This is a genomic window from Agrobacterium sp. ST15.13.015 (assembly GCF_027871645.1).
GTDB classification, from domain to species: Bacteria; Pseudomonadota; Alphaproteobacteria; order Rhizobiales; family Rhizobiaceae; genus Agrobacterium; species Agrobacterium leguminum.
Genome location: NZ_JAQAHF010000012.1, coordinates 22,515 through 40,347, shown reverse-complemented (window position 1 = coordinate 40,347; position 17,833 = coordinate 22,515). Strand labels below are relative to the sequence as shown.

The 17,833-nt window shown below is 59.8% G+C and carries 19 protein-coding genes; 10 read left to right on the top strand and 9 right to left on the bottom strand.

All coding sequences use genetic code 11. The annotated features are described in order from the left end of the window. The first annotated feature begins 98 nt into the window (after window positions 1-98). The 3 genes from rpsK to rplQ all read left to right on the top strand — a co-directional run bounded on the left by rpsK (window position 99) and on the right by rplQ (window position 2,240). Complete coding sequence (gene rpsK / locus PIB16_RS18625; protein ID WP_003521013.1) at window positions 99-488, top strand: 30S ribosomal protein S11; 390 nt, start codon at window positions 99-101, stop codon at window positions 486-488. A gap of 195 nt (window positions 489-683) precedes the next feature. Next, the gene (locus PIB16_RS18620; protein WP_003495228.1) at window positions 684-1,694 is read left to right on the top strand and encodes a DNA-directed RNA polymerase subunit alpha; all 1,011 of its coding nucleotides are present in this window, start codon (window positions 684-686) and stop codon (window positions 1,692-1,694) included. Between the two features lie 120 nt (window positions 1,695-1,814). Beyond that, window positions 1,815-2,240, top strand: a complete 426-nt coding sequence (gene rplQ, locus PIB16_RS18615) for a 50S ribosomal protein L17 (protein WP_003521014.1) — start codon at window positions 1,815-1,817, stop codon at window positions 2,238-2,240. Window positions 2,241-2,323: 83 nt separating this feature from the next. On the opposite strand, the gene PIB16_RS18610 is transcribed toward rplQ, so the two are convergent. Genes PIB16_RS18610 through msrP form a run of 3 tightly spaced genes read right to left on the bottom strand, consistent with a single transcriptional unit; the run spans window position 2,324 to window position 4,250 of the window. After that, window positions 2,324-2,644, bottom strand: a complete 321-nt coding sequence (locus tag PIB16_RS18610) for a hypothetical protein (protein WP_220317163.1) — start codon at window positions 2,642-2,644, stop codon at window positions 2,324-2,326. Then, window positions 2,641-3,306 carry a protein-methionine-sulfoxide reductase heme-binding subunit MsrQ gene (gene msrQ / locus PIB16_RS18605; RefSeq protein ID WP_271046157.1) on the bottom strand — a complete coding sequence of 222 codons (666 nt, stop codon included), beginning with the start codon at window positions 3,304-3,306 and terminating at the stop codon, window positions 2,641-2,643. Before msrQ ends, PIB16_RS18610 begins: the two co-directional genes overlap by 4 nt. Window positions 3,307-3,308: 2 nt before the next feature. Then, window positions 3,309-4,250: a protein-methionine-sulfoxide reductase catalytic subunit MsrP gene (gene msrP / locus PIB16_RS18600; protein WP_174039378.1), complete on the bottom strand. Its 942-nt coding sequence runs from the start codon at window positions 4,248-4,250 to the stop codon at window positions 3,309-3,311. A 311-nt stretch (window positions 4,251-4,561) separates the two neighbouring features. On the opposite strand from msrP, the gene ilvD reads away from it, so the two are divergent. Further along, the gene (ilvD, locus tag PIB16_RS18595; protein WP_080857046.1) at window positions 4,562-6,397 is read left to right on the top strand and encodes a dihydroxy-acid dehydratase; all 1,836 of its coding nucleotides are present in this window, start codon (window positions 4,562-4,564) and stop codon (window positions 6,395-6,397) included. A gap of 62 nt (window positions 6,398-6,459) precedes the next feature. Here the strand turns inward: ilvD and PIB16_RS18590 are convergent, their stop codons facing one another. Further along, window positions 6,460-6,942 (bottom strand): GNAT family N-acetyltransferase, encoded by a 483-nt coding sequence (locus tag PIB16_RS18590; protein ID WP_162934095.1) that lies wholly within the window; start codon window positions 6,940-6,942, stop codon window positions 6,460-6,462. Continuing rightward, the gene (locus PIB16_RS18585; RefSeq protein WP_271046156.1) at window positions 6,899-7,144 is read right to left on the bottom strand and encodes a hypothetical protein; all 246 of its coding nucleotides are present in this window, start codon (window positions 7,142-7,144) and stop codon (window positions 6,899-6,901) included. The genes PIB16_RS18590 and PIB16_RS18585 overlap by 44 nt, the downstream gene beginning before the upstream one ends. Window positions 7,145-7,171: 27 nt before the next feature. Between PIB16_RS18585 and PIB16_RS18580 the strand changes: the two genes are divergently transcribed. Continuing rightward, a complete protein-coding gene (locus PIB16_RS18580; protein ID WP_271046155.1) occupies window positions 7,172-8,173 on the top strand; it encodes a serine hydrolase domain-containing protein in 1,002 nt (333 codons plus the stop codon). Window positions 8,174-8,194: 21 nt separating this feature from the next. Here the strand turns inward: PIB16_RS18580 and PIB16_RS18575 are convergent, their stop codons facing one another. The 3 genes from PIB16_RS18575 to PIB16_RS18565 are packed head-to-tail and all read right to left on the bottom strand — an operon-like array spanning window position 8,195 to window position 9,509. Continuing rightward, window positions 8,195-8,629, bottom strand: a complete 435-nt coding sequence (locus PIB16_RS18575) for a hypothetical protein (RefSeq protein WP_271046154.1) — start codon at window positions 8,627-8,629, stop codon at window positions 8,195-8,197. 25 nt (window positions 8,630-8,654) lie between these two features. Continuing rightward, window positions 8,655-9,110, bottom strand: a complete 456-nt coding sequence (locus PIB16_RS18570; RefSeq protein WP_271046153.1) for a MarR family winged helix-turn-helix transcriptional regulator — start codon at window positions 9,108-9,110, stop codon at window positions 8,655-8,657. A gap of 48 nt (window positions 9,111-9,158) precedes the next feature. Next, window positions 9,159-9,509, bottom strand: a complete 351-nt coding sequence (locus PIB16_RS18565; RefSeq protein WP_174036166.1) for a lysozyme inhibitor LprI family protein — start codon at window positions 9,507-9,509, stop codon at window positions 9,159-9,161. A 174-nt stretch (window positions 9,510-9,683) separates the two neighbouring features. On the opposite strand from PIB16_RS18565, the gene PIB16_RS18560 reads away from it, so the two are divergent. Both PIB16_RS18560 and PIB16_RS18555 read left to right on the top strand, forming a co-directional pair. Continuing rightward, a complete protein-coding gene (locus PIB16_RS18560; RefSeq protein ID WP_065655902.1) occupies window positions 9,684-11,090 on the top strand; it encodes a DegQ family serine endoprotease in 1,407 nt (468 codons plus the stop codon). After that, window positions 11,087-12,403: a replication-associated recombination protein A gene (locus PIB16_RS18555; RefSeq protein WP_271046152.1), complete on the top strand. Its 1,317-nt coding sequence runs from the start codon at window positions 11,087-11,089 to the stop codon at window positions 12,401-12,403. Before PIB16_RS18560 ends, PIB16_RS18555 begins: the two co-directional genes overlap by 4 nt. 113 nt (window positions 12,404-12,516) lie before the next feature. On the opposite strand, the gene PIB16_RS18550 is transcribed toward PIB16_RS18555, so the two are convergent. Then, window positions 12,517-12,831, bottom strand: a complete 315-nt coding sequence (locus tag PIB16_RS18550) for a DUF1883 domain-containing protein (RefSeq protein ID WP_003520391.1) — start codon at window positions 12,829-12,831, stop codon at window positions 12,517-12,519. 241 nt (window positions 12,832-13,072) lie between these two features. On the opposite strand from PIB16_RS18550, the gene PIB16_RS18545 reads away from it, so the two are divergent. The 3 genes from PIB16_RS18545 to PIB16_RS18535 all read left to right on the top strand — a co-directional run bounded on the left by PIB16_RS18545 (window position 13,073) and on the right by PIB16_RS18535 (window position 17,729). Then, window positions 13,073-14,887, top strand: coding sequence for a methyl-accepting chemotaxis protein (locus PIB16_RS18545; protein WP_065655904.1), 1,815 nt, complete (start codon window positions 13,073-13,075; stop codon window positions 14,885-14,887). 237 nt (window positions 14,888-15,124) lie between these two features. Beyond that, window positions 15,125-16,423 (top strand): extensin-like domain-containing protein, encoded by a 1,299-nt coding sequence (locus PIB16_RS18540; RefSeq protein ID WP_174039375.1) that lies wholly within the window; start codon window positions 15,125-15,127, stop codon window positions 16,421-16,423. A 484-nt stretch (window positions 16,424-16,907) separates the two neighbouring features. Beyond that, window positions 16,908-17,729 carry a sulfite exporter TauE/SafE family protein gene (locus tag PIB16_RS18535; protein WP_065655906.1) on the top strand — a complete coding sequence of 274 codons (822 nt, stop codon included), beginning with the start codon at window positions 16,908-16,910 and terminating at the stop codon, window positions 17,727-17,729. The last annotated feature ends 104 nt before the right edge of the window (window positions 17,730-17,833 follow it).

The following is a 17,833-nucleotide window of genomic DNA, read 5'->3' as shown; positions in this document are numbered from 1 at the left end:
CGCCAGCCTTTCTGAGTTTGGCGTGAAGCTCCGATGGGGTTGATCGCCGGTGTAGCCGCTGGTGTTACGGCGGTGAAGAGATCAATGAAAGGTATAAAATGGCCAAGGAAGCCGCACGTATTCGCCGTCGCGAACGTAAGAACATCACGTCGGGCGTCGCGCACGTCAACTCGACCTTCAACAACACGATGATCACCATCACCGACGCACAGGGCAATGCTATTGCCTGGTCGTCCGCTGGTGCCAAGGGCTTCAAGGGTTCGCGCAAGTCGACCCCGTTCGCTGCCCAGATCGCTGCTGAAGATTGCGCGAAGAAGGCTCAGGAACACGGCATGAAGTCGCTTGAAGTTGAAGTTTGCGGTCCGGGTTCCGGCCGTGAATCGGCACTTCGCGCCCTGCAGGCTGCCGGTTTCATGATCACTTCCATTCGCGACGTGACGCCGATCCCGCACAACGGTTGCCGTCCGCGCAAGAAGCGCCGCGTCTGACGCGACCGTGGTTCGGAAATTCCGCCTTACCTCAGGTCTGGCGGAATTTTCGTGTATCTGGCGTGTGCGCGTCGATTTCGATCGGCGGACTTGCGCTCAAGAACCCACCGATGAACCGCTGAATTAGGTTCCTCTCGGTGTTTTCATGCTCGGTCCGTCACGATTGGATGGTGGCGGCGAACGGAAGGTTTAAAGATGATTCAGAAGAACTGGCAGGAACTTATCAAGCCGAACAAGGTCGAGTTCACCTCGTCCAGCCGCACCAAGGCAACGCTGGTTGCCGAGCCGCTGGAGCGTGGTTTCGGTCTTACCCTCGGCAACGCGCTGCGTCGCGTTCTGTTGTCTTCTCTGCGTGGCGCCGCTGTGACGGCCGTGCAGATCGACGGTGTCCTGCACGAATTCTCCTCCATCCCCGGCGTCCGGGAAGATGTGACGGATATCGTGCTCAACATCAAGGAAATCGCCATCAAGATGGACGGCGATGATTCCAAGCGCATGGTCGTGCGCAAGCAGGGTCCGGGCGCCGTGACCGCTGGTGACATCCAGACGGTTGGCGACATCGAGATCCTGAACCCCGACCACGTGATCTGCACGCTGGACGATGGCGCTGAAATCCGCATGGAATTCACCGTCAACAACGGCAAGGGTTACGTACCGGCTGAGCGCAACCGCGCGGAAGATGCCCCGATTGGCCTCATTCCGGTGGACAGCCTCTATTCTCCGGTCAAGAAAGTGTCCTACAAGGTGGAAAACACCCGTGAAGGCCAGGTTCTCGACTATGACAAGCTGATCATGACGATCGAGACCAACGGTTCGGTTTCCGGCGAAGACGCCGTTGCCTTCGCCGCTCGCATTCTTCAGGACCAGCTCGGCGTCTTCGTCAATTTCGACGAGCCGCAGAAGGAAGCAGAAGAAGAATCGGTTACCGAACTCGCGTTCAACCCGGCGCTTCTCAAGAAGGTCGACGAGCTCGAACTGTCCGTTCGTTCGGCAAACTGCCTGAAGAACGACAACATCGTTTATATCGGCGACCTGATCCAGAAGACCGAGGCCGAAATGCTTCGCACGCCGAACTTCGGTCGCAAGTCGCTGAACGAAATCAAGGAAGTTCTCGCTTCCATGGGTCTGCACCTCGGCATGGAAGTGCCGGCATGGCCGCCCGAGAACATCGAAGATCTCGCAAAGCGTTACGAAGACCAGTACTAACAATCAAAAAGGCAGACCCTTTAAAGACTGCCTTTCCCCGTCAAACAGCAGGTAAGTCACCTGCATGTGCCAGGAAACGGCAGGCCTTAGAGAAGGAACCTGCGAAGAAGGAGAATAGCAATGCGCCACGGTAATTCAGGCCGCAAGCTCAATAGAACCGCCAGCCACCGCAAGGCAATGTTTGCCAACATGGCTGCTTCGCTCATCACCCATGAGCAGATCGTAACCACGCTTCCGAAGGCGAAGGAAATTCGCCCGATCGTTGAGAAGCTCGTCACCCTCGGCAAGCGCGGCGACCTGCACGCTCGTCGTCAGGCGATCTCGCAGATCAAGGATCAGGACGCCGTTCGCAAGCTGTTCGACGCGATCGCAGCCCGCTACGCAAACCGCAACGGCGGCTACCTGCGTATCATGAAGGCCGGCTTCCGCCAGGGCGACAATGCCGCTCTCGCCGTCATCGAATTCGTCGAGCGCGACGTTGACGCCAAGGGCGCAGCCGACAAGGCTCGCGTTGCCGCTGAAGCTGCTGCTGCCGAAGCTGCATAAGGTGTGACGCCGTTCAGGCGTCATGAGTTAAAAAAGCCGGGCGAGAGATCGCCCGGCTTTTTTTGTTGCTTCACTTTCCGGATTTAAGGCTGTCGACCCGGCAAGTAGCGGCTGATTTGACGAATAAGGTCAACAAGTGTGGCCATCAGAACAATGCGGTCCGAAACATGATGCGCGAGCCAGAGCCTTTGCAGGTCTTCTTCTTTAACGTCGTCGTTCTCAATGCGTTCAACAAGCCCTGATAACGCCTGCCGATGAGCACTGTTCAAGGCGCGGGCAATTCGAGCAGGGTCGAAAGCCGCACCAGTTGCCATTGTGTTGAATATTTCGGAGAGAGCCGTTTGACCGGAAATGGAGATTTCAGGGCGGCGGGCGGTTCGGAGGTTTTGATCGGTCGGCTTCATGATCGTGATGGGCGTTGCAGAGAGTTCCTGTCAGCGCGTTTCCCCCGCTTCCTTGCCATGATCGATGGCCTTACCAGCCGATACCCCAGCAACACCACCATCGTGCTGATATAAAACACCGGCTCCAGCGTGATCGACTTTCGCGCCAGCACGAAATGCAGCACGCCGACGATGAGCACGAGATAGACGAGTTTGTGCAGCGTGTTCCAGCGGCTGCCGAGTTTGCGGATCGACCAGCGGTTTGAGGTGAGCGCCAGCGGTATGAGCATGAGAAGCCCGGCCATGCCGAGCATGATATAGGGGCGCTTCAGAATATCGCCGGCGATGGAGCCGAGGATCAGGCCGCGGTCCAGCACCAGATAGACGGTGAAATGCGCCAGCACGTAATAAAAGGCGATCAGCCCCAGCGCCCGGCGATAGGCGATGAGGTTGATGTTGAAGAGATCGCGCAGCGGCGTCACCAGAAGCCCGAGGCAGAGGAAGCGCAGCGCCCAGATGCCGAGCAGGTGCTCGAAATCCTTGACCGGATTGAAGCCGAGGCCGCCGGTTGCGGCGAGATAGAAATACCAGACACCCGGACAGAGGCCGATTACATAAAGCGACCAGATGGCCGCCGGCTGGTAACGCTTCGGCAGCGAGGGAAGAGGCAGGGCGAAGGCCATGGTCAATAATTCGCTTTCAGGTCCATACCGGCATAGAGGCTTGCCACCTCGTCATAACCGTTGAACATAAGGGTAGGGCGGTTTTGGGTGCCAAAGAAACCGCCTTCGCCGATGCGCTGTTCCGTCGCCTGGCTCCACCGGGGATGATCGACATTCGGGTTGACGTTGGAATAGAAGCCATACTCGCGGGCGTTGGAGTTTTTCCACGTCGTTTCCGGCTGTTTCTCGACCAGCGAAATGCGGACGATGGATTTGATGCCCTTGAAGCCGTATTTCCATGGCACGACGAGGCGGATCGGCGCACCGTTCTGGTTCGGCAGCGTTTCTCCATAAAGGCCGACGGCGAGAATGGTGAGCGGATGGCGCGCTTCATCGACGCGGAGCCCCTCGACATAGGGCCAGGAGAGAGGCTGGAACAGACCGCTTTGACCCGGCATTTCGTCTGGCCGCACCACGGTTTCGAAAGCGACATATTTCGCGCTGCCAAGCGGTTCCACCTTATCGAGAAGGGTGGCGAGCGGGAAGCCGATCCAAGGAATGACCATTGACCAGCCCTCGACACAGCGCATGCGGTAAGTGCGCTCTTCGAGGGGATATTTCATCAGCTCTTCAATGCCGAATTCCTGCGGTTTGGAGACGAGGCCATCCACCTTTACCGTCCAGGGGGTAGGCTTGAACTTGCCGGAATTTTCCTTCGGGTCGGATTTTCCGACGCCGAATTCGTAGAAATTATTATAGCTGGTGACAGCATCGAGCGGGGTGAGCTTCTCATCAAGCTTGTAGGCGCCGGGTTTTGCGGAAAGCGGCGCGGCAACAGCCTCGCGCCCGGCCAGCCCGATTGCCGCCAGCCCCGCCGCCGTGCCGAGGAAGCCACGTCTGGACAGGTAGATATTTTTCGGCGTGATTTCATTTGCCGAGATGAGGGGCGGACGATAGGCGGGCATTGGAACCTCCACAAAAGCCGGGTACATCGGCGATAAATCGATTATGATAGCCAATACGGCCGCTGCACAGATATGTTTCAGCGCTCTGCGGAAAAACAACGGTGGGGCGGCGGAAATCGCGCATTTGTGATGAAGGCGCGGCCGGATAGCACGATGAAGAGAAAGCGTACCGTACCGAACCGTACTGTTTTGCCCCAAGGTGACAGTGACAGGGCTTGCGGTTTGCGCTAGAAAAACCGCAAAATAGGGCAGGAGCTATTTTTACCGCGTTTGCGGAAATGCGCTCTTCGCCAGAGATCGAGGAAAACACCATGCCAGCCTATCGCTCCAGAACGACAACCCACGGCCGCAACATGGCGGGCGCGCGCGGCCTTTGGCGCGCCACCGGCATGAAGGACAGCGATTTCGGCAAGCCGATCATCGCGGTGGTCAATTCCTTCACGCAGTTCGTGCCGGGCCATGTGCATCTGAAGGATCTCGGCCAGCTGGTTGCCCGCGAAATCGAGGCGGCAGGCGGCGTTGCCAAGGAATTCAACACGATTGCGGTCGATGACGGTATCGCCATGGGCCATGACGGCATGCTCTATTCGCTACCGTCGCGCGAGATCATCGCGGATTCGGTGGAATATATGGTCAATGCCCATTGCGCCGATGCGATGGTGTGCATTTCCAACTGCGACAAGATCACCCCCGGCATGCTGAATGCGGCGATGCGCCTCAACATCCCCGCTGTCTTCGTTTCCGGCGGTCCGATGGAGGCCGGCAAGGTCGTCCTGCATGGCAAGACGGTGGCGCTCGATCTGGTCGACGCCATGGTTGCGGCTGCAGACGACAAGATTTCCGACGAGGATGTGAAGGTTATCGAGCGTTCGGCCTGCCCGACCTGCGGTTCCTGTTCCGGCATGTTCACGGCCAATTCCATGAACTGTCTGACCGAGGCGCTGGGTCTGTCGCTGCCCGGCAACGGTTCGACGCTTGCCACCCATTCCGACCGCAAGCGGCTGTTCGTCGAGGCCGGTCACCTGATCGTCGATCTGGCGCGCCGTTATTATGAGCAGGAGGACGAAACCGTCCTGCCGCGCACCATCGCCAACAAGGCGGCGTTTGAAAACGCCATGTCGCTGGATATCGCCATGGGCGGCTCCACCAACACGGTGCTGCATATTCTGGCGGCCGCGCATGAGGGCGGCGTCGATTTCGGCATGGAAGACATTGACCGTCTTTCCCGCAAGGTTCCCTGCCTTTCCAAGGTCGCGCCTGCCAAGCAGGACGTGCACATGGAAGACGTTCACCGCGCTGGCGGCATCATGCGCATTCTCGGCGAGCTGGAACGCGGTGGGCTCATCAATCGCGATACCTATACCGTTCATGAGGCGACGCTGGGCGACGCCATCGACCGTTGGGACATCACCCGTACCAACAGCGAGACGGTGCGCCAGTTCTTCAAGGCGGCTCCTGGCGGCGTGCCTACGCAGGTGGCTTTCAGCCAATCCTCGCGCTGGGACGATCTGGATACGGACGGCGAAAACGGCGTTATCCGCTCGGTCGAGAAGCCTTTCTCCAAGGATGGCGGTCTGGCCGTGCTTTACGGCAACATCGCGCTTGACGGCTGCATCGTGAAGACGGCGGGCGTCGATGAATCCATCCTGAAATTCACCGGCCCGGCAGTGGTTTACGAAAGCCAGGATGCGGCGGTGAAGGGCATTCTCGGCAACGAGGTCAAGGCGGGCGACGTCGTCGTCATCCGTTACGAAGGGCCGAAGGGCGGGCCGGGCATGCAGGAAATGCTCTATCCGACCAGTTACCTGAAATCCAAGGGCCTCGGCAAAGCCTGCGCGCTGATCACCGACGGCCGTTTCTCCGGCGGTACTTCGGGCCTCTCCATCGGTCACGCCTCGCCGGAAGCGGCGCAGGGCGGCGCCATCGGCCTCGTGCGTCAGGGCGATCTCATCGAGATCGACATTCCGAACCGCACCATCAACCTGAAGGTCACCGATGCGGAGCTGGCGTCGCGCCGTGCCCAGCAGGAAGAACTGGGCTGGAAGCCGGAAGCGCCACGCAAGCGCAATGTCACCACCGCGCTGAAAGCCTATGCAGCCTTTGCCTCGAGCGCTGACAAGGGCGCGGTGCGGATTTTGCCGGAGTAATTTCCGGATTTGCGGGATGATAAAAAGCCGCCGTTGATAAACGGCGGCTTTTTTTGTGCCGTTTATTCTTTACCGAGCCGATAAGGTCGAAGCGGCACGATTTTTCCCCTTTGCCTGCAAAAGGCATTTGCACGGCCGGTTGCAACAAAGCCCAGCTTGTCCACCAGACGGTGCGACGCCCTGTTGTCAAACAGCGGATTGGCATGCAGGGTTCTTATGCCCATGTGCTGAAAGGCATAATCGATGACGAGGCGTCCGGCTTCTTCTCCATAGCCCTTTCCCCAGACACGGCGATCAAGCCAAAGTCCGAATTCGCCTGAAAGGCCGATGAGACCGACCAGCCTGCCATCATCCACCGCCCATACCGGCAGCCGACGCTCAGCAATGCGCCTGATCAGGCGCAGTGCATCGTCGGGTTCGAAAGGATAGGCCGTGCGCAGCAGATTGCGCAAAATGAGCGGGTCGTTCGTCAGTCGGGCGAGTGGCGAGGCGTCCGTCATTTTAAAAGGCCGCAGGACAAGGGGTGATGATTTCAGTTGCGGCATCGTTTCCCATCTTTTGCATTTGCGGCAGGCAATAGTCCTTAAGATCAGAAACTGATTCAAGCGCTTTGCATCTCGATTCCGGAATGCAGGCCAACGCCCTGTTTTCATACAGATTTCGCGAGATCATCGAATTGGGGGTGTGGAAATCCGGTGCTTGAAATAAGGTCACATTGGAGTGATTGGCGATGTTTCCTCTTTTCATCTCCTTATGGCTTCCTAGCTCAGTGACATGAAAAGAAGAACCGCACTTGCCCTCATCGCTTCCCTGCCTTTCGCCTCGCTTGCCCGCGCGCAAAGCACCGGCAATGGCATCCGTTTCGATCCGTTGCTGAGGGAGGCGGATGCGCTTTCCAGCCTCAAGGCGGTCATCGTCAGCATCGATGGCGAAGAGGTCGCGAGCCGCGCTTATCACGGCGCGGGTTTGAACGGCTCCACCAATATCAAGTCGGCCTCGAAATCGATCATCTCGGCGCTGGTGGGCATGGCGATCGATCGAAAGATTCTCGAAGGCGCCGACCAGCCGATCGCGACTGTTCTGCGCGGCGATTTTCCGCAAAATCCCGATCCCCGGCTGGAACGGATTACCGTCGGCAACCTGCTGTCGATGCAATCCGGCCTGGAGCGCATGTCCGGCCCCAATTACGGCCGCTGGGTCGCCAGCCGCAACTGGGTGCGGATGGCGCTGGGTTCCGGTTTTGCCGGGGAACCGGGCGGCGGCATGCTTTATTCCACCGGCTCCACCCATCTGCTCTCGGCGATCCTGACAAAAGCGTCCGGCCGTTCGACGCTGTCGCTTGCGCGCGACTGGTTCCGACCGCTTGAAGGATTTTCCATCGGCGGCTGGGAGCGCGATCCGCAGGGCATCTATCTCGGCGGCAACCAGATGGCGATGACCGCGCGGTCTTTGCTGGCCTTCGGTGAGCTTTACCGCCTGGGTGGTGTGACACCCGGCGGCGAGCGGTTGATTTCTCAGGGCTGGATCGAGCAATCGTGGAGGCGGCGCACCAATTCCGTCTTCAACGGCGACGGCTATGGCTATTGCTGGTTCATCAAGGAGATGGCAGGCGAGACGGTCTATTACGCCTGGGGTTATGGCGGGCAGATGCTCTATATCGTACCCGCCAGACGGCTATCGGTCGTGATGACCTCTCGCGAGGACGCGCCTTCCGCCCGAACCGGTTATCGGGACCAGTTGCATGGCCTTATGGAGACCATTATCCGGGCGGTATAACCTCATGCGCAAAACGCCGAACTAGGCGGCCAGACGGCGTTTTAGCTGAAGGCCATCGCGGAAGCTTTTTGCGAGAAGGGTGATATTGAGCGCTCCGGCGCAAAGCTCCAGCGCCTGAACGGCGTAGAAGACCCCGCTGTAATCGTTTGAAAGGGCGAAATGCCGAAGCACAAGCGCGCAGGGGACGAGGACCAGCAGCCCGTTCAGTGCGATGAGCGGCATACGTTTCTTCTTGGCTGCGATCAGCGGGTGTTTCCATTTCGCGCCCATACGAAAGCCGCTGAAACCCGTGACCGCAAGCGCGGGCGCAAGCACCAGAAACCCCCAGGGAATGGCGAGTTTGACGGTACGGATCGCTTCGCTGGAACCGGAGATTTCGGTGAGCGCGGTGGATAACCAAAAGGCGAGTATGATCGCCAGCGCCAGCGTGCCGGCGACGGGATGAAGGGTTCTCATCGATATAGTCCTTTAGAAGATCGGTTCAGCCTTGCGGCGGATCGGCGTCCAGCCCGGCGAAAAGCTGGTTCAGGCAGTCTATGGCGTTACTCAGTTGCTCCGCCTCCATATCCGTGGCTAAACGGCCGGCGAGTTCATTCCATTGCTGCATGGTGGCGGCATAGGCATTCTCGCCTTTTTCGGTAAGGCGAATGAGCTTGGCCCGCTTGTGGTGCGGATTGTTTTCGAAGCAGACAATGTCCTGCCGTTCCATCTCATCGATGAGGCGTTGTACACCCTGCCGGGTCTGGCCCATGTTCCGTGCGATCTGCGCCACGGTCAAAGGCTGGCCGGCAAGCGCCACCGCTCCCAGAACCTGCCAGCGTGCACTGGAGAGACCGAAGGGGGCAGACAGGGCGTCACCCGCGGCGATCAACGCGCCATTGGTTCGAAAGATGGCAACCGCCAGAGCGGAAAGAATGTGTGCGTTGTCCGTTTTCATGACAATACATTGCCAAATTGACAATATGTTGTCAATATCGGATTTGCGTTACAGCGGTCGGTTGATGCTCTGGAACGCCTCGCCTAGGCGTTTCATGCGTTCCTCGTAAGCGCTGGTAAGGCAGGCAACGTCCGCTGCGCATTCCTGGCGTTTCTTCAGCCACTGGCTCTGCTCGTCGCGCAGCGTGTCGCGGGCGCCCATGGCCATCAGCTGGGTGAGGATGTCGAAGGTGGTGGCCATCTTCACATCCTGATCGTTCAGCATGCGGTTGTCGCAGATCGCCTTCTCGTCCGCGGCCAGATCGGTCTTTTCGCAATCGAAGCTCGCCGCGCTGGCCAGCGAAATGAAGGAGGGGGCAAGCAGGATGCCGCTGGCAAGGAGGATCGGTTTCAGATGCATGGGTCGTCTCTTTTTAAGGACAGTCAGGTGCCGGTGAAACCGAAAAGGGGCGCTGTTGGTTCCAATGTCGCCCACCGATCCATGCCTGGAAAAGGACGGCCATCATCTTGCCGCTCTTTGCTTTACAGGCTTTGGCGTTATAACTCCATCATACTGATGACGATGAGGAATCACATGCGAAGCGTGTTGAAGTATCTGTCCACCGGCTTTCTCGCCGCACTCATTCTCCTGCCCTTGGGTGCTGCGGCGCAGGATAACAGGACCGTGCCGTCGAGCCACACGGAAATGCAGCTTTCCTTCGCGCCGCTGGTCAAGCGCACCGCGGGCGCGGTGGTGAATGTCTATGCCGAACGCGTCGTGCAGCGGCGTCTGTCGCCCTTTGCCGGTGATCCTTTCTTCGAACAGTTCTTCGGCCAGCAGATGCCGAACCGCACGGAAAAGCAGTCGTCGCTCGGCTCTGGCGTCATCGTGACCGCTGGCGGCCTTGTGGTGACCAACAATCACGTCATCGACGGTGCCGATGACATCAAGGTAGCGCTGGCGGATGGGCGTGAATTTTCCTCCAAGGTGCTGCTTAAGGATGACCGCGTCGACCTCGCCATTCTGCAGATCGATGCGAAGGAGCAGTTCCCGGTGCTGTCGCTCGGCAATTCCGATGCGATTGAAGTGGGTGATCTGGTGCTGGCCATCGGCAACCCCTTCGGTGTCGGCCAGACGGTGACGAGCGGCATCGTCTCTGGTCTGGCGCGCAACCAGGTGACGCAGGGCGATTTCGGCTTCTTCATCCAGACCGACGCTTCCATCAATCCCGGCAATTCCGGCGGCGCATTGATGAACATGGCGGGTGAACTGATCGGCATCAATACGGCCATCTTCTCCAAGGGCGGCGGCTCGAACGGTATCGGTTTCGCCATTCCCGCCAATCTGGTCCGGGTTTTCGTCGCTGCCGCCGAGCGTGGGGATGCAAGCTTCGAGCGGCCCTATATCGGTGCGACCTTCGATCCGGTGACATCCGATGTTGCCGAGGCGCTTGGCCTGCATCGCGCCCGCGGCGCGCTGGTCGTCAGCGTCGTCAAGGGTGGGCCGGCCGAAAAGGCGGGCATCGAACCCGGACAGGTGGTTACCGCCGTCAATGGCTTCGAGGTGGAACATCCGGATGCGCTGGGTTATCGCCTGACGACCGCCGGCATCGGCAAATCCGCCGAACTCACTGTCATGGACAAGGGGAAAGAGAAAAAGGTGACCATCGCGCTCGATACCGCGCCGGAAACCGCACCCCGCGATGAACGGCTGATCGAGGGTCGCAATCCCTTCGCCGGTGCGACTGTCGCCAATCTTTCGCCGAAGCTTGCCGATGAATTGCGCATGCCGTCGCAGGTGACCGGCGTTGTCATTACCGATGTGAAGCGCGGTTCCCCGGCCTATCGTGTCGGTTTCCAGCCGAAGGACGTGATCCTGTCGCTGAACGGCGCGGATATCGGCACCACCGCCGCTGTCGAGAAGGCGCTGGACGATAATCCCGGCTTCTGGCGGGTGGAAATCCTGCGCGACGGGCAACGCATCCGGCAGTTCCTGCGATGAGCGACGATCTCTTCGCCCCGCAGGTGCCCGTGGAGGTCGCCAACCGGCGGCCTCTTGCCGATCGCCTGCGTCCGAAGACGCTGGCGGAGGTGAGCGGACAGCCGCATCTGACGGGCGAGGAGGGCGTGCTGCGCCGCATGATCGATAGCGGCTCACTGGGATCGATGATCTTCTGGGGGCCGCCCGGCACCGGCAAGACCACGGTTGCCCGCCTGCTTTCCGGCGAGGCGGGGCTGGCTTTCGAGCAGATCTCGGCGATCTTTTCCGGTGTCGCCGATCTCAAGAAGGTTTTCGAGGCGGCGCGCACACGGCGGATGAATGGCCGGCAGACGCTGCTTTTCGTAGACGAGATTCATCGCTTCAACCGCGCCCAGCAGGACAGCTTCCTGCCGGTGATGGAAGACGGCACCATTATTCTGGTAGGCGCCACCACCGAGAACCCGTCTTTCGAACTCAATGCCGCTCTGTTGTCGCGCGCGCGTGTCCTGACATTCCGCTCGCATGACGAGGACAGTCTGAGCGAGCTTCTGAAGCGCGCCGAGGAGGCGGAGGGCAAGCCCCTGCCGCTGACGGAAGAGGCACGGGCGAGCCTGATCCGCATGGCCGATGGCGATGGCCGCGCCGTGCTGACCCTTGCCGAGGAAGTCTGGCGTGCGGCGCGCAAGGATGAAACTTTCGATGTCGAAGGGCTGACGCGCATCGTGCAACGTCGCGCCCCGGTTTACGACAAGAGCCAGGACGGCCACTACAATCTCATTTCAGCGCTGCATAAATCGGTGCGTGGTTCGGACCCCGATGCGGCACTTTATTACCTCGCCCGCATGTTCGATGCCGGCGAGGACCCGCTTTATCTCGGGCGGCGGCTGGTGCGCATGGCGGTGGAGGATATCGGCCTTGCCGATCCGCAGGCGCTCGCCGTCTGCAATGCCGCCAAGGATGCCTATGATTATCTCGGCTCACCCGAGGGTGAGCTGGCGCTGGCGCAGGCCTGCGTTTATCTGGCCACCGCGCCGAAATCGAACGCCGTCTATACCGCCTTCAAGTCGGCGATGCGGGCGGCCAAGGAAAACGGCTCGCTGGTGCCGCCGAAACATATTCTGAACGCGCCGACCAAGCTCATGAAGGGTGAGGGTTATGGCGACGGTTACCGTTACGACCATGACGAGCCGGATGCCTTTTCCGGACAGGATTATTTCCCGGAGAAAATGGGGCGCACGACCTTTTACGATCCGCCTGATCGGGGGTTCGAAAGGGAAATCCGCAAGCGTCTGGACTGGTGGGCGAAGCTGCGTCGCGAGCGTGGATCGCGCTAGGATTTTACGCGATTGTGCCGAAAGCCGTATCGCGGTCGATCTTAAGAAAAAGATTCAGGCCGCTGGCAAAAAGAGTCGCGAAACCGCGACAACTCGCTGTTTTTTAAGGAAGATCAGGATGCCTTGCGATGCGGTGCCGCCTGCGGCTGCGCGGGCAGCATCTTGACCGAGGATTCCGCCAGGCCGCTATGACCTTCAGCATCGATCACCAGATGCCAGTGCAATGTCTCTGGGATGGCGATGCGGATCGGCGATTTTTTCGCAACGCCGCCGAGATATTTGAAATCGAGCAGCTCGGTGAAGCGCTGGAAATTCGCGCCCGTCATTAGCCGGACATTGTTGACGGCTGACAGGGATATTTCAAGGGTAGTTCCTGCCCGCAATTCCTTCAGGTCATAATGCGTATAGCGAAAATTCGGCCGGGCCATCGCGCCCTCCCTGTAAAGTAATTTCGGTCAAAGAGGATAGGGGCCGCACGGTTAACGGTGTCTTTAAATGCCGCCGGCCGGTTTGAAAATTCACGCTTGCTGTGCCTGTCTGGCATGATGGCGCCAAGGCGTATGAGCATATAAGAATAATACCAACGTATAATATGTGTATTTAATAATAATAAATTTTTTGCCTTTAACATCGGCTGGTCGAAGTGCATCAGCGACGTTGAGGGGGAACATGAAAAACGTAACAATATCTACGCGCCTTTATGCGCTCGTCGCATTGTTTCTGGCAATACTGGCCGCGGCCCTGACATTCAGCCTGTTTGAAAGCTACCACGAGATGGAGCGGGAACGGAAAGCCGGGCTTGCGGCAATGAATGAAACCGCTGTTGCCATTCTCGATCAATATTACCGGCTGGAGCAGGGCGGAAGCCTGACGCGGGAGGCGGCGCAACAGCAGGCCAAGACGACCATTGCGGCAATGCGCTACGGCAATGGCAGCGGCTATTTCTGGATCAACGACATGCATCCCAAAATGGTGATGCATCCGATCAAGCCCGAAATGAACGGCACGGACCTTACCGCCAACAAGGACCCGAACGGCAAGGCGCTGTTCGTCGAGTTCGTGAACACGGTCAAGGCGGGCGGCAAGGGCTTTGTCGATTATTACTGGCCGAAGCCCGGCGCGCCGGAGCCGGTCGAGAAATTTTCCCATGTCGCCGGTTTCGCCCCCTGGGGCTGGATTGTCGGCACTGGTGTTTATGTTGACGATCTTGAAGCGGTATTCTGGCGCGACGTCTATTTTAATGGCGGTCTTTGCATCGCCGCCGGTCTTGTTGTTGTCGGCGTTGCCGCAGCCGTCGTGCGCAGCGTGACGCGGCCGATCGATCTCATCCGCCAGAGCATGAGGCGGATTGCCGATGGTGACGGCGCGGCGGATATACAGTTCGCCGACCGTCGCAATGAAATCGGCGCGATTGCCAAGACGCTGCTGGTACTGCGCGACAGCGTCAATGAGCGCAGCGCGCTGCAGGCCCGCGAGGCCGACCAGCAGCGGGCACTGGAGCAGGAGCGGCATGGTAACGAGATGGTTCTGCGCTCCGCTTCCGAGCGGCAGGCCCACGCCATGGAGCAACTGGGCGATGCGCTCGAGGCGCTTGCCAATGGCGATCTGACCGTTTCGCTTGCGGATATCGGCGCGGATTATGAAAAGCTGCGCATGGACTTCAACCGTGCCGTCGGCGCCTTGCACGGTGCGATCGAGGCGATTGCCAGAACCGGCCATGTGGTCAATGACAGCGCCTCAGACATCAGCGGTGCGACCGGCAATCTTTCCCGCCGAACCGAACAGCAGGCGGCGGCGCTGGAGGAGACGGCGGCTGCTCTGGACGAGATTACCGCCACGGTGCGCACCGCTTCCGAGCGTGCCAACGAGGCACGGCAGATGGTGCAGGACACGAAAACCAGCGCCGGCCGCTCAGGCGAGATCGTGCGCAATGCCGTCGACGCCATGGGCCGTATCGAGGAGTCTTCGAAGCGCATCGGCCAGATCATCTCGGTCATTGACGAAATCGCCTTCCAGACCAATCTTCTGGCGCTGAATGCCGGTGTTGAGGCGGCACGTGCGGGCGAGGCCGGGCGTGGTTTTGCCGTCGTGGCGCAGGAGGTTCGCGAACTGGCGCAACGTTCCGCCAATGCGGCCAAGGAAATCAAGACCCTCATCAACCGTTCGGCCGAAGAAGTCGGCGGCGGCGTCGCACTGGTGCGCTCGACGGGCGACGCGCTGGAGGAGATCGTGGCGCTGGTCAATCGTGTCGATGGCCATGTCAACTCCATCGCCACGGCAGCGCGCGAGCAGGCGACCGGCCTGCAGGAGATCAACACCTCCGTCAACCACATGGACCAGATGACACAGCAGAACGCCGCCATGGTGGAAGAAACGACGGCGGCCAGCCAGACGCTCGCCGAGGAAAGCCGCCAGCTGCGCTCGCTACTGTCGCGTTTCGAGCTTGGACATGGTGCCGGGCGCGAGGTTTCGCGGGCCGCGTGATTTCAGGTGTTTCAGGAAAGTTAAAGGGCGCGGCTTTGGCCGCGCCCTTTGTTATGGGCAAGACTTTATCGGCCCGCGTCGTCGTTGGACGCAATTGTCACGGTCTTGTGTGGATGGGACTGCGCCAAACACATCATTCGTTATTTCCCGCAACCAATAAGGTTTCGTTTACCTCATTTCTTTAAAATTTATCCTGTATTGCCGCGAATAGCGGCCGCTGAAGGTACAGGTTCTCGTATGGCGTATGTTTCCCTTCCGCGTCGTCTTGTGACGTTGCTGATGATTTCCACGGTCATGGTGTCGTGTTCGGCGGAGGGCCTCGTGCCACCGGCGGAGGTGGACGGCACCACGCGCGTCAGCGCCATCCGCTCCTCGCGGCAGCAGGGTTACAGCGCGCCGGCGGGTGCGGTGTATCAGGCCGAGCAGGCCGGGCAGGGCGCCGATTATCCGGCAGCCGTTTCACAACCGATGCCGGAGCCTTACGCCTCGCAGGATCCCCTGCTGCAATCGCCGCAGGGCGGACAGGGTTATTCAACGCTCGATTCCCAGCATCAGGCGCGCATGGCGGCAAGCGGCCATGGCAATATGCCGGCGCAGACAATGCAGGGCCAGACGATGCAGGGGCAGACCATGCCCGCGCAGCAGATGACCAGCAACCAGATCGCCGAAGGCGAAGGCGGCGTGAACATGGATTCCATGCTGGGCGTGGAGCCGGTTCGCGGACTTGCCGAAGAACAGGATGCGGATATTGCCGAAGGCGCGTCGGCGCAGCCGGTGGTGGACGGTATCGGCACCGATAATCCCGTGGCCGTTCCTCCGGCCCGCCAGCCGCAACGGGCCAGCCGATCGCGGCTCATCCCGCCGCCGCCGCTCGGCGCCTCCTCCCGTCGCCAGCCAGTGGAAGAGGTGGCGATGGTGATGCCGAACGATCCGATGGCGGGTGGCGGGCTGCAAAGCAACCGCTCGATGCCGCCCGGCGTCATGCCATCCTCCGAAGTTGCCTGCCGCTCCGAACTTCGCCGTCTCGGCGTCGCTTTCCGGGATGTAGCGCGCATTGCCGACGGTCCGACCTGCGGTATCGATTACCCAATCGAGCTCAGCGGTCTCGCCAGCGGCGTCGCGGTTCGTCCGGCGGTGAAGCTCAATTGCCAGGTTACGCTTGCCTTTGCGAAATGGGTGAAGTTCGAACTCGTACCGTCCTCGCGTTTCCGCTATCTCTCCGGCGTCGGCCGCATTACGCCGATGGGCGGTTATTCCTGCCGCAAGATGAATTCACGCTCCAGCAATCCGTGGTCCGAACATGCGCGCGGCAACGCCATCGATATCGGCACCATCACGCTGAAAAACGGCAAGGAAATCGACGTCCGCAAAAAGAGCTTCTTCGCCTTCCGCGAAAAGGCGCTGCTGAAGGCGGTGAGGTCCGACAGCTGTAAATATTTCTCCACCGTTCTCGGACCGGGCAGCGATCCCAATCACTGGAACCATTTTCACTTCGACCTGCGTACCCGCAAGTCAGGTTACAGGCATTGCGATTAGGGGATTGGGACAAGAACGGCGTGATTGGGCAGGGCAATAGTCGGGCGGCGTTTTAGACGCTCGCTGTGATGCTTCACGTTTGCAACTTCCGTCATTCCGGCCTTGAGCCGGAATCCAGCCGACGCGCGTCTGCGCGACGGGAAGACTCCTTTCAGCTCAAGGACTTGAGCTGGCTGGATTCCGGCTCAAGGCCGGAATGACGGAAGTGTGGGTTCACTGTCGGAATTCCAACTCCTCTGTCACATTCTCACAAAAAAAGACCGGCCCGAAGGCCGGTTGAAGAAGACAGCCTTATCGGGGGGATATCGGCGTCTTTGCAAGGGCATGCAATGGGAAACGATCCCATGGAGTGGTCCATCCGGCGCGGATGTGCGGCAAAAGACATCGCGCCGTACTGACCTGCGGCCAACATGGCTTGCCGCGCTCTTCTGATACGCTATGAGGGTCACATGTTTGTGACAACGGCCTTCGGGAGCCTGCCTTTATGCCCCCTGTTTCAGAGCTGATGGTCTTTGCTGCGGCGCTTGCGGCAGCGGGTGTTGTCGCCGGTCTTCTGGCGGGGCTGTTCGGCATTGGCGGCGGCGCGGTGCTGGTGCCTGTCTTCTACCAGGTCTTCGGGCTGCTGGATGTGCCGGAGGCGGTGCGCATGCATCTCTCGCTTGGCACGTCGCTCGCCATTATCGTGCCCACTTCCATCCGTTCGTTCCTGACGCATCGTCAGAAAGGCGCGGTCGATATCGATCTGCTGAAGGGCTGGATCGTCGCCGTGCCGCTAGGAACCATCCTCGCATCCGTGGTTGCCGCTTATGCCTCGAGCGTTGCGCTGCGGCTGATCTTCGCCTTCATCGCGCTGGCGCTTGCCTTTCGGATGATCTTCAACCGGGCAAGCTGGCATCTCGGTTCCGACCTGCCGCAAAACCCGGGCCGTTTTCTGGTGGGCACCGGCATCGGGCTTTTTTCCGGCCTGATGGGCGTGGGTGGCGGGGTGATGAACAACACCTTCATGACGCTCTATGGACGCACCATTCATCAGGCGGTCGCCACGTCTTCCGGCGTCGGCGTGCTGATTTCACTGCCGGGTCTGTTGGGTTATATCTGGGCCGGCTGGGGCGATGCGGGCCTGCCGCCGTTTTCCACCGGCTTCATCAACTGGATCGCCGTGGTACTGCTGATCCCCATCACGCTTGTCGTTGCGCCCTATGGCGCGCGGCTGGCGCATGCGCTCAGCAAGAAGCAGCTGGAGCGCGCCTTCGGACTGTTTCTGGTTTTCGTTGCGGCGCAGTTTTTCTATAGCGTTTACGGCTGATTTTCCTTAATCGCCGAACGCAGTGTTCAGCCTGTCGGACTGGCATTTGCGCCTTCCCCGGCCTATATGGCGTGCATCTTACTCGGTTTTTCGAAAGATTCGCC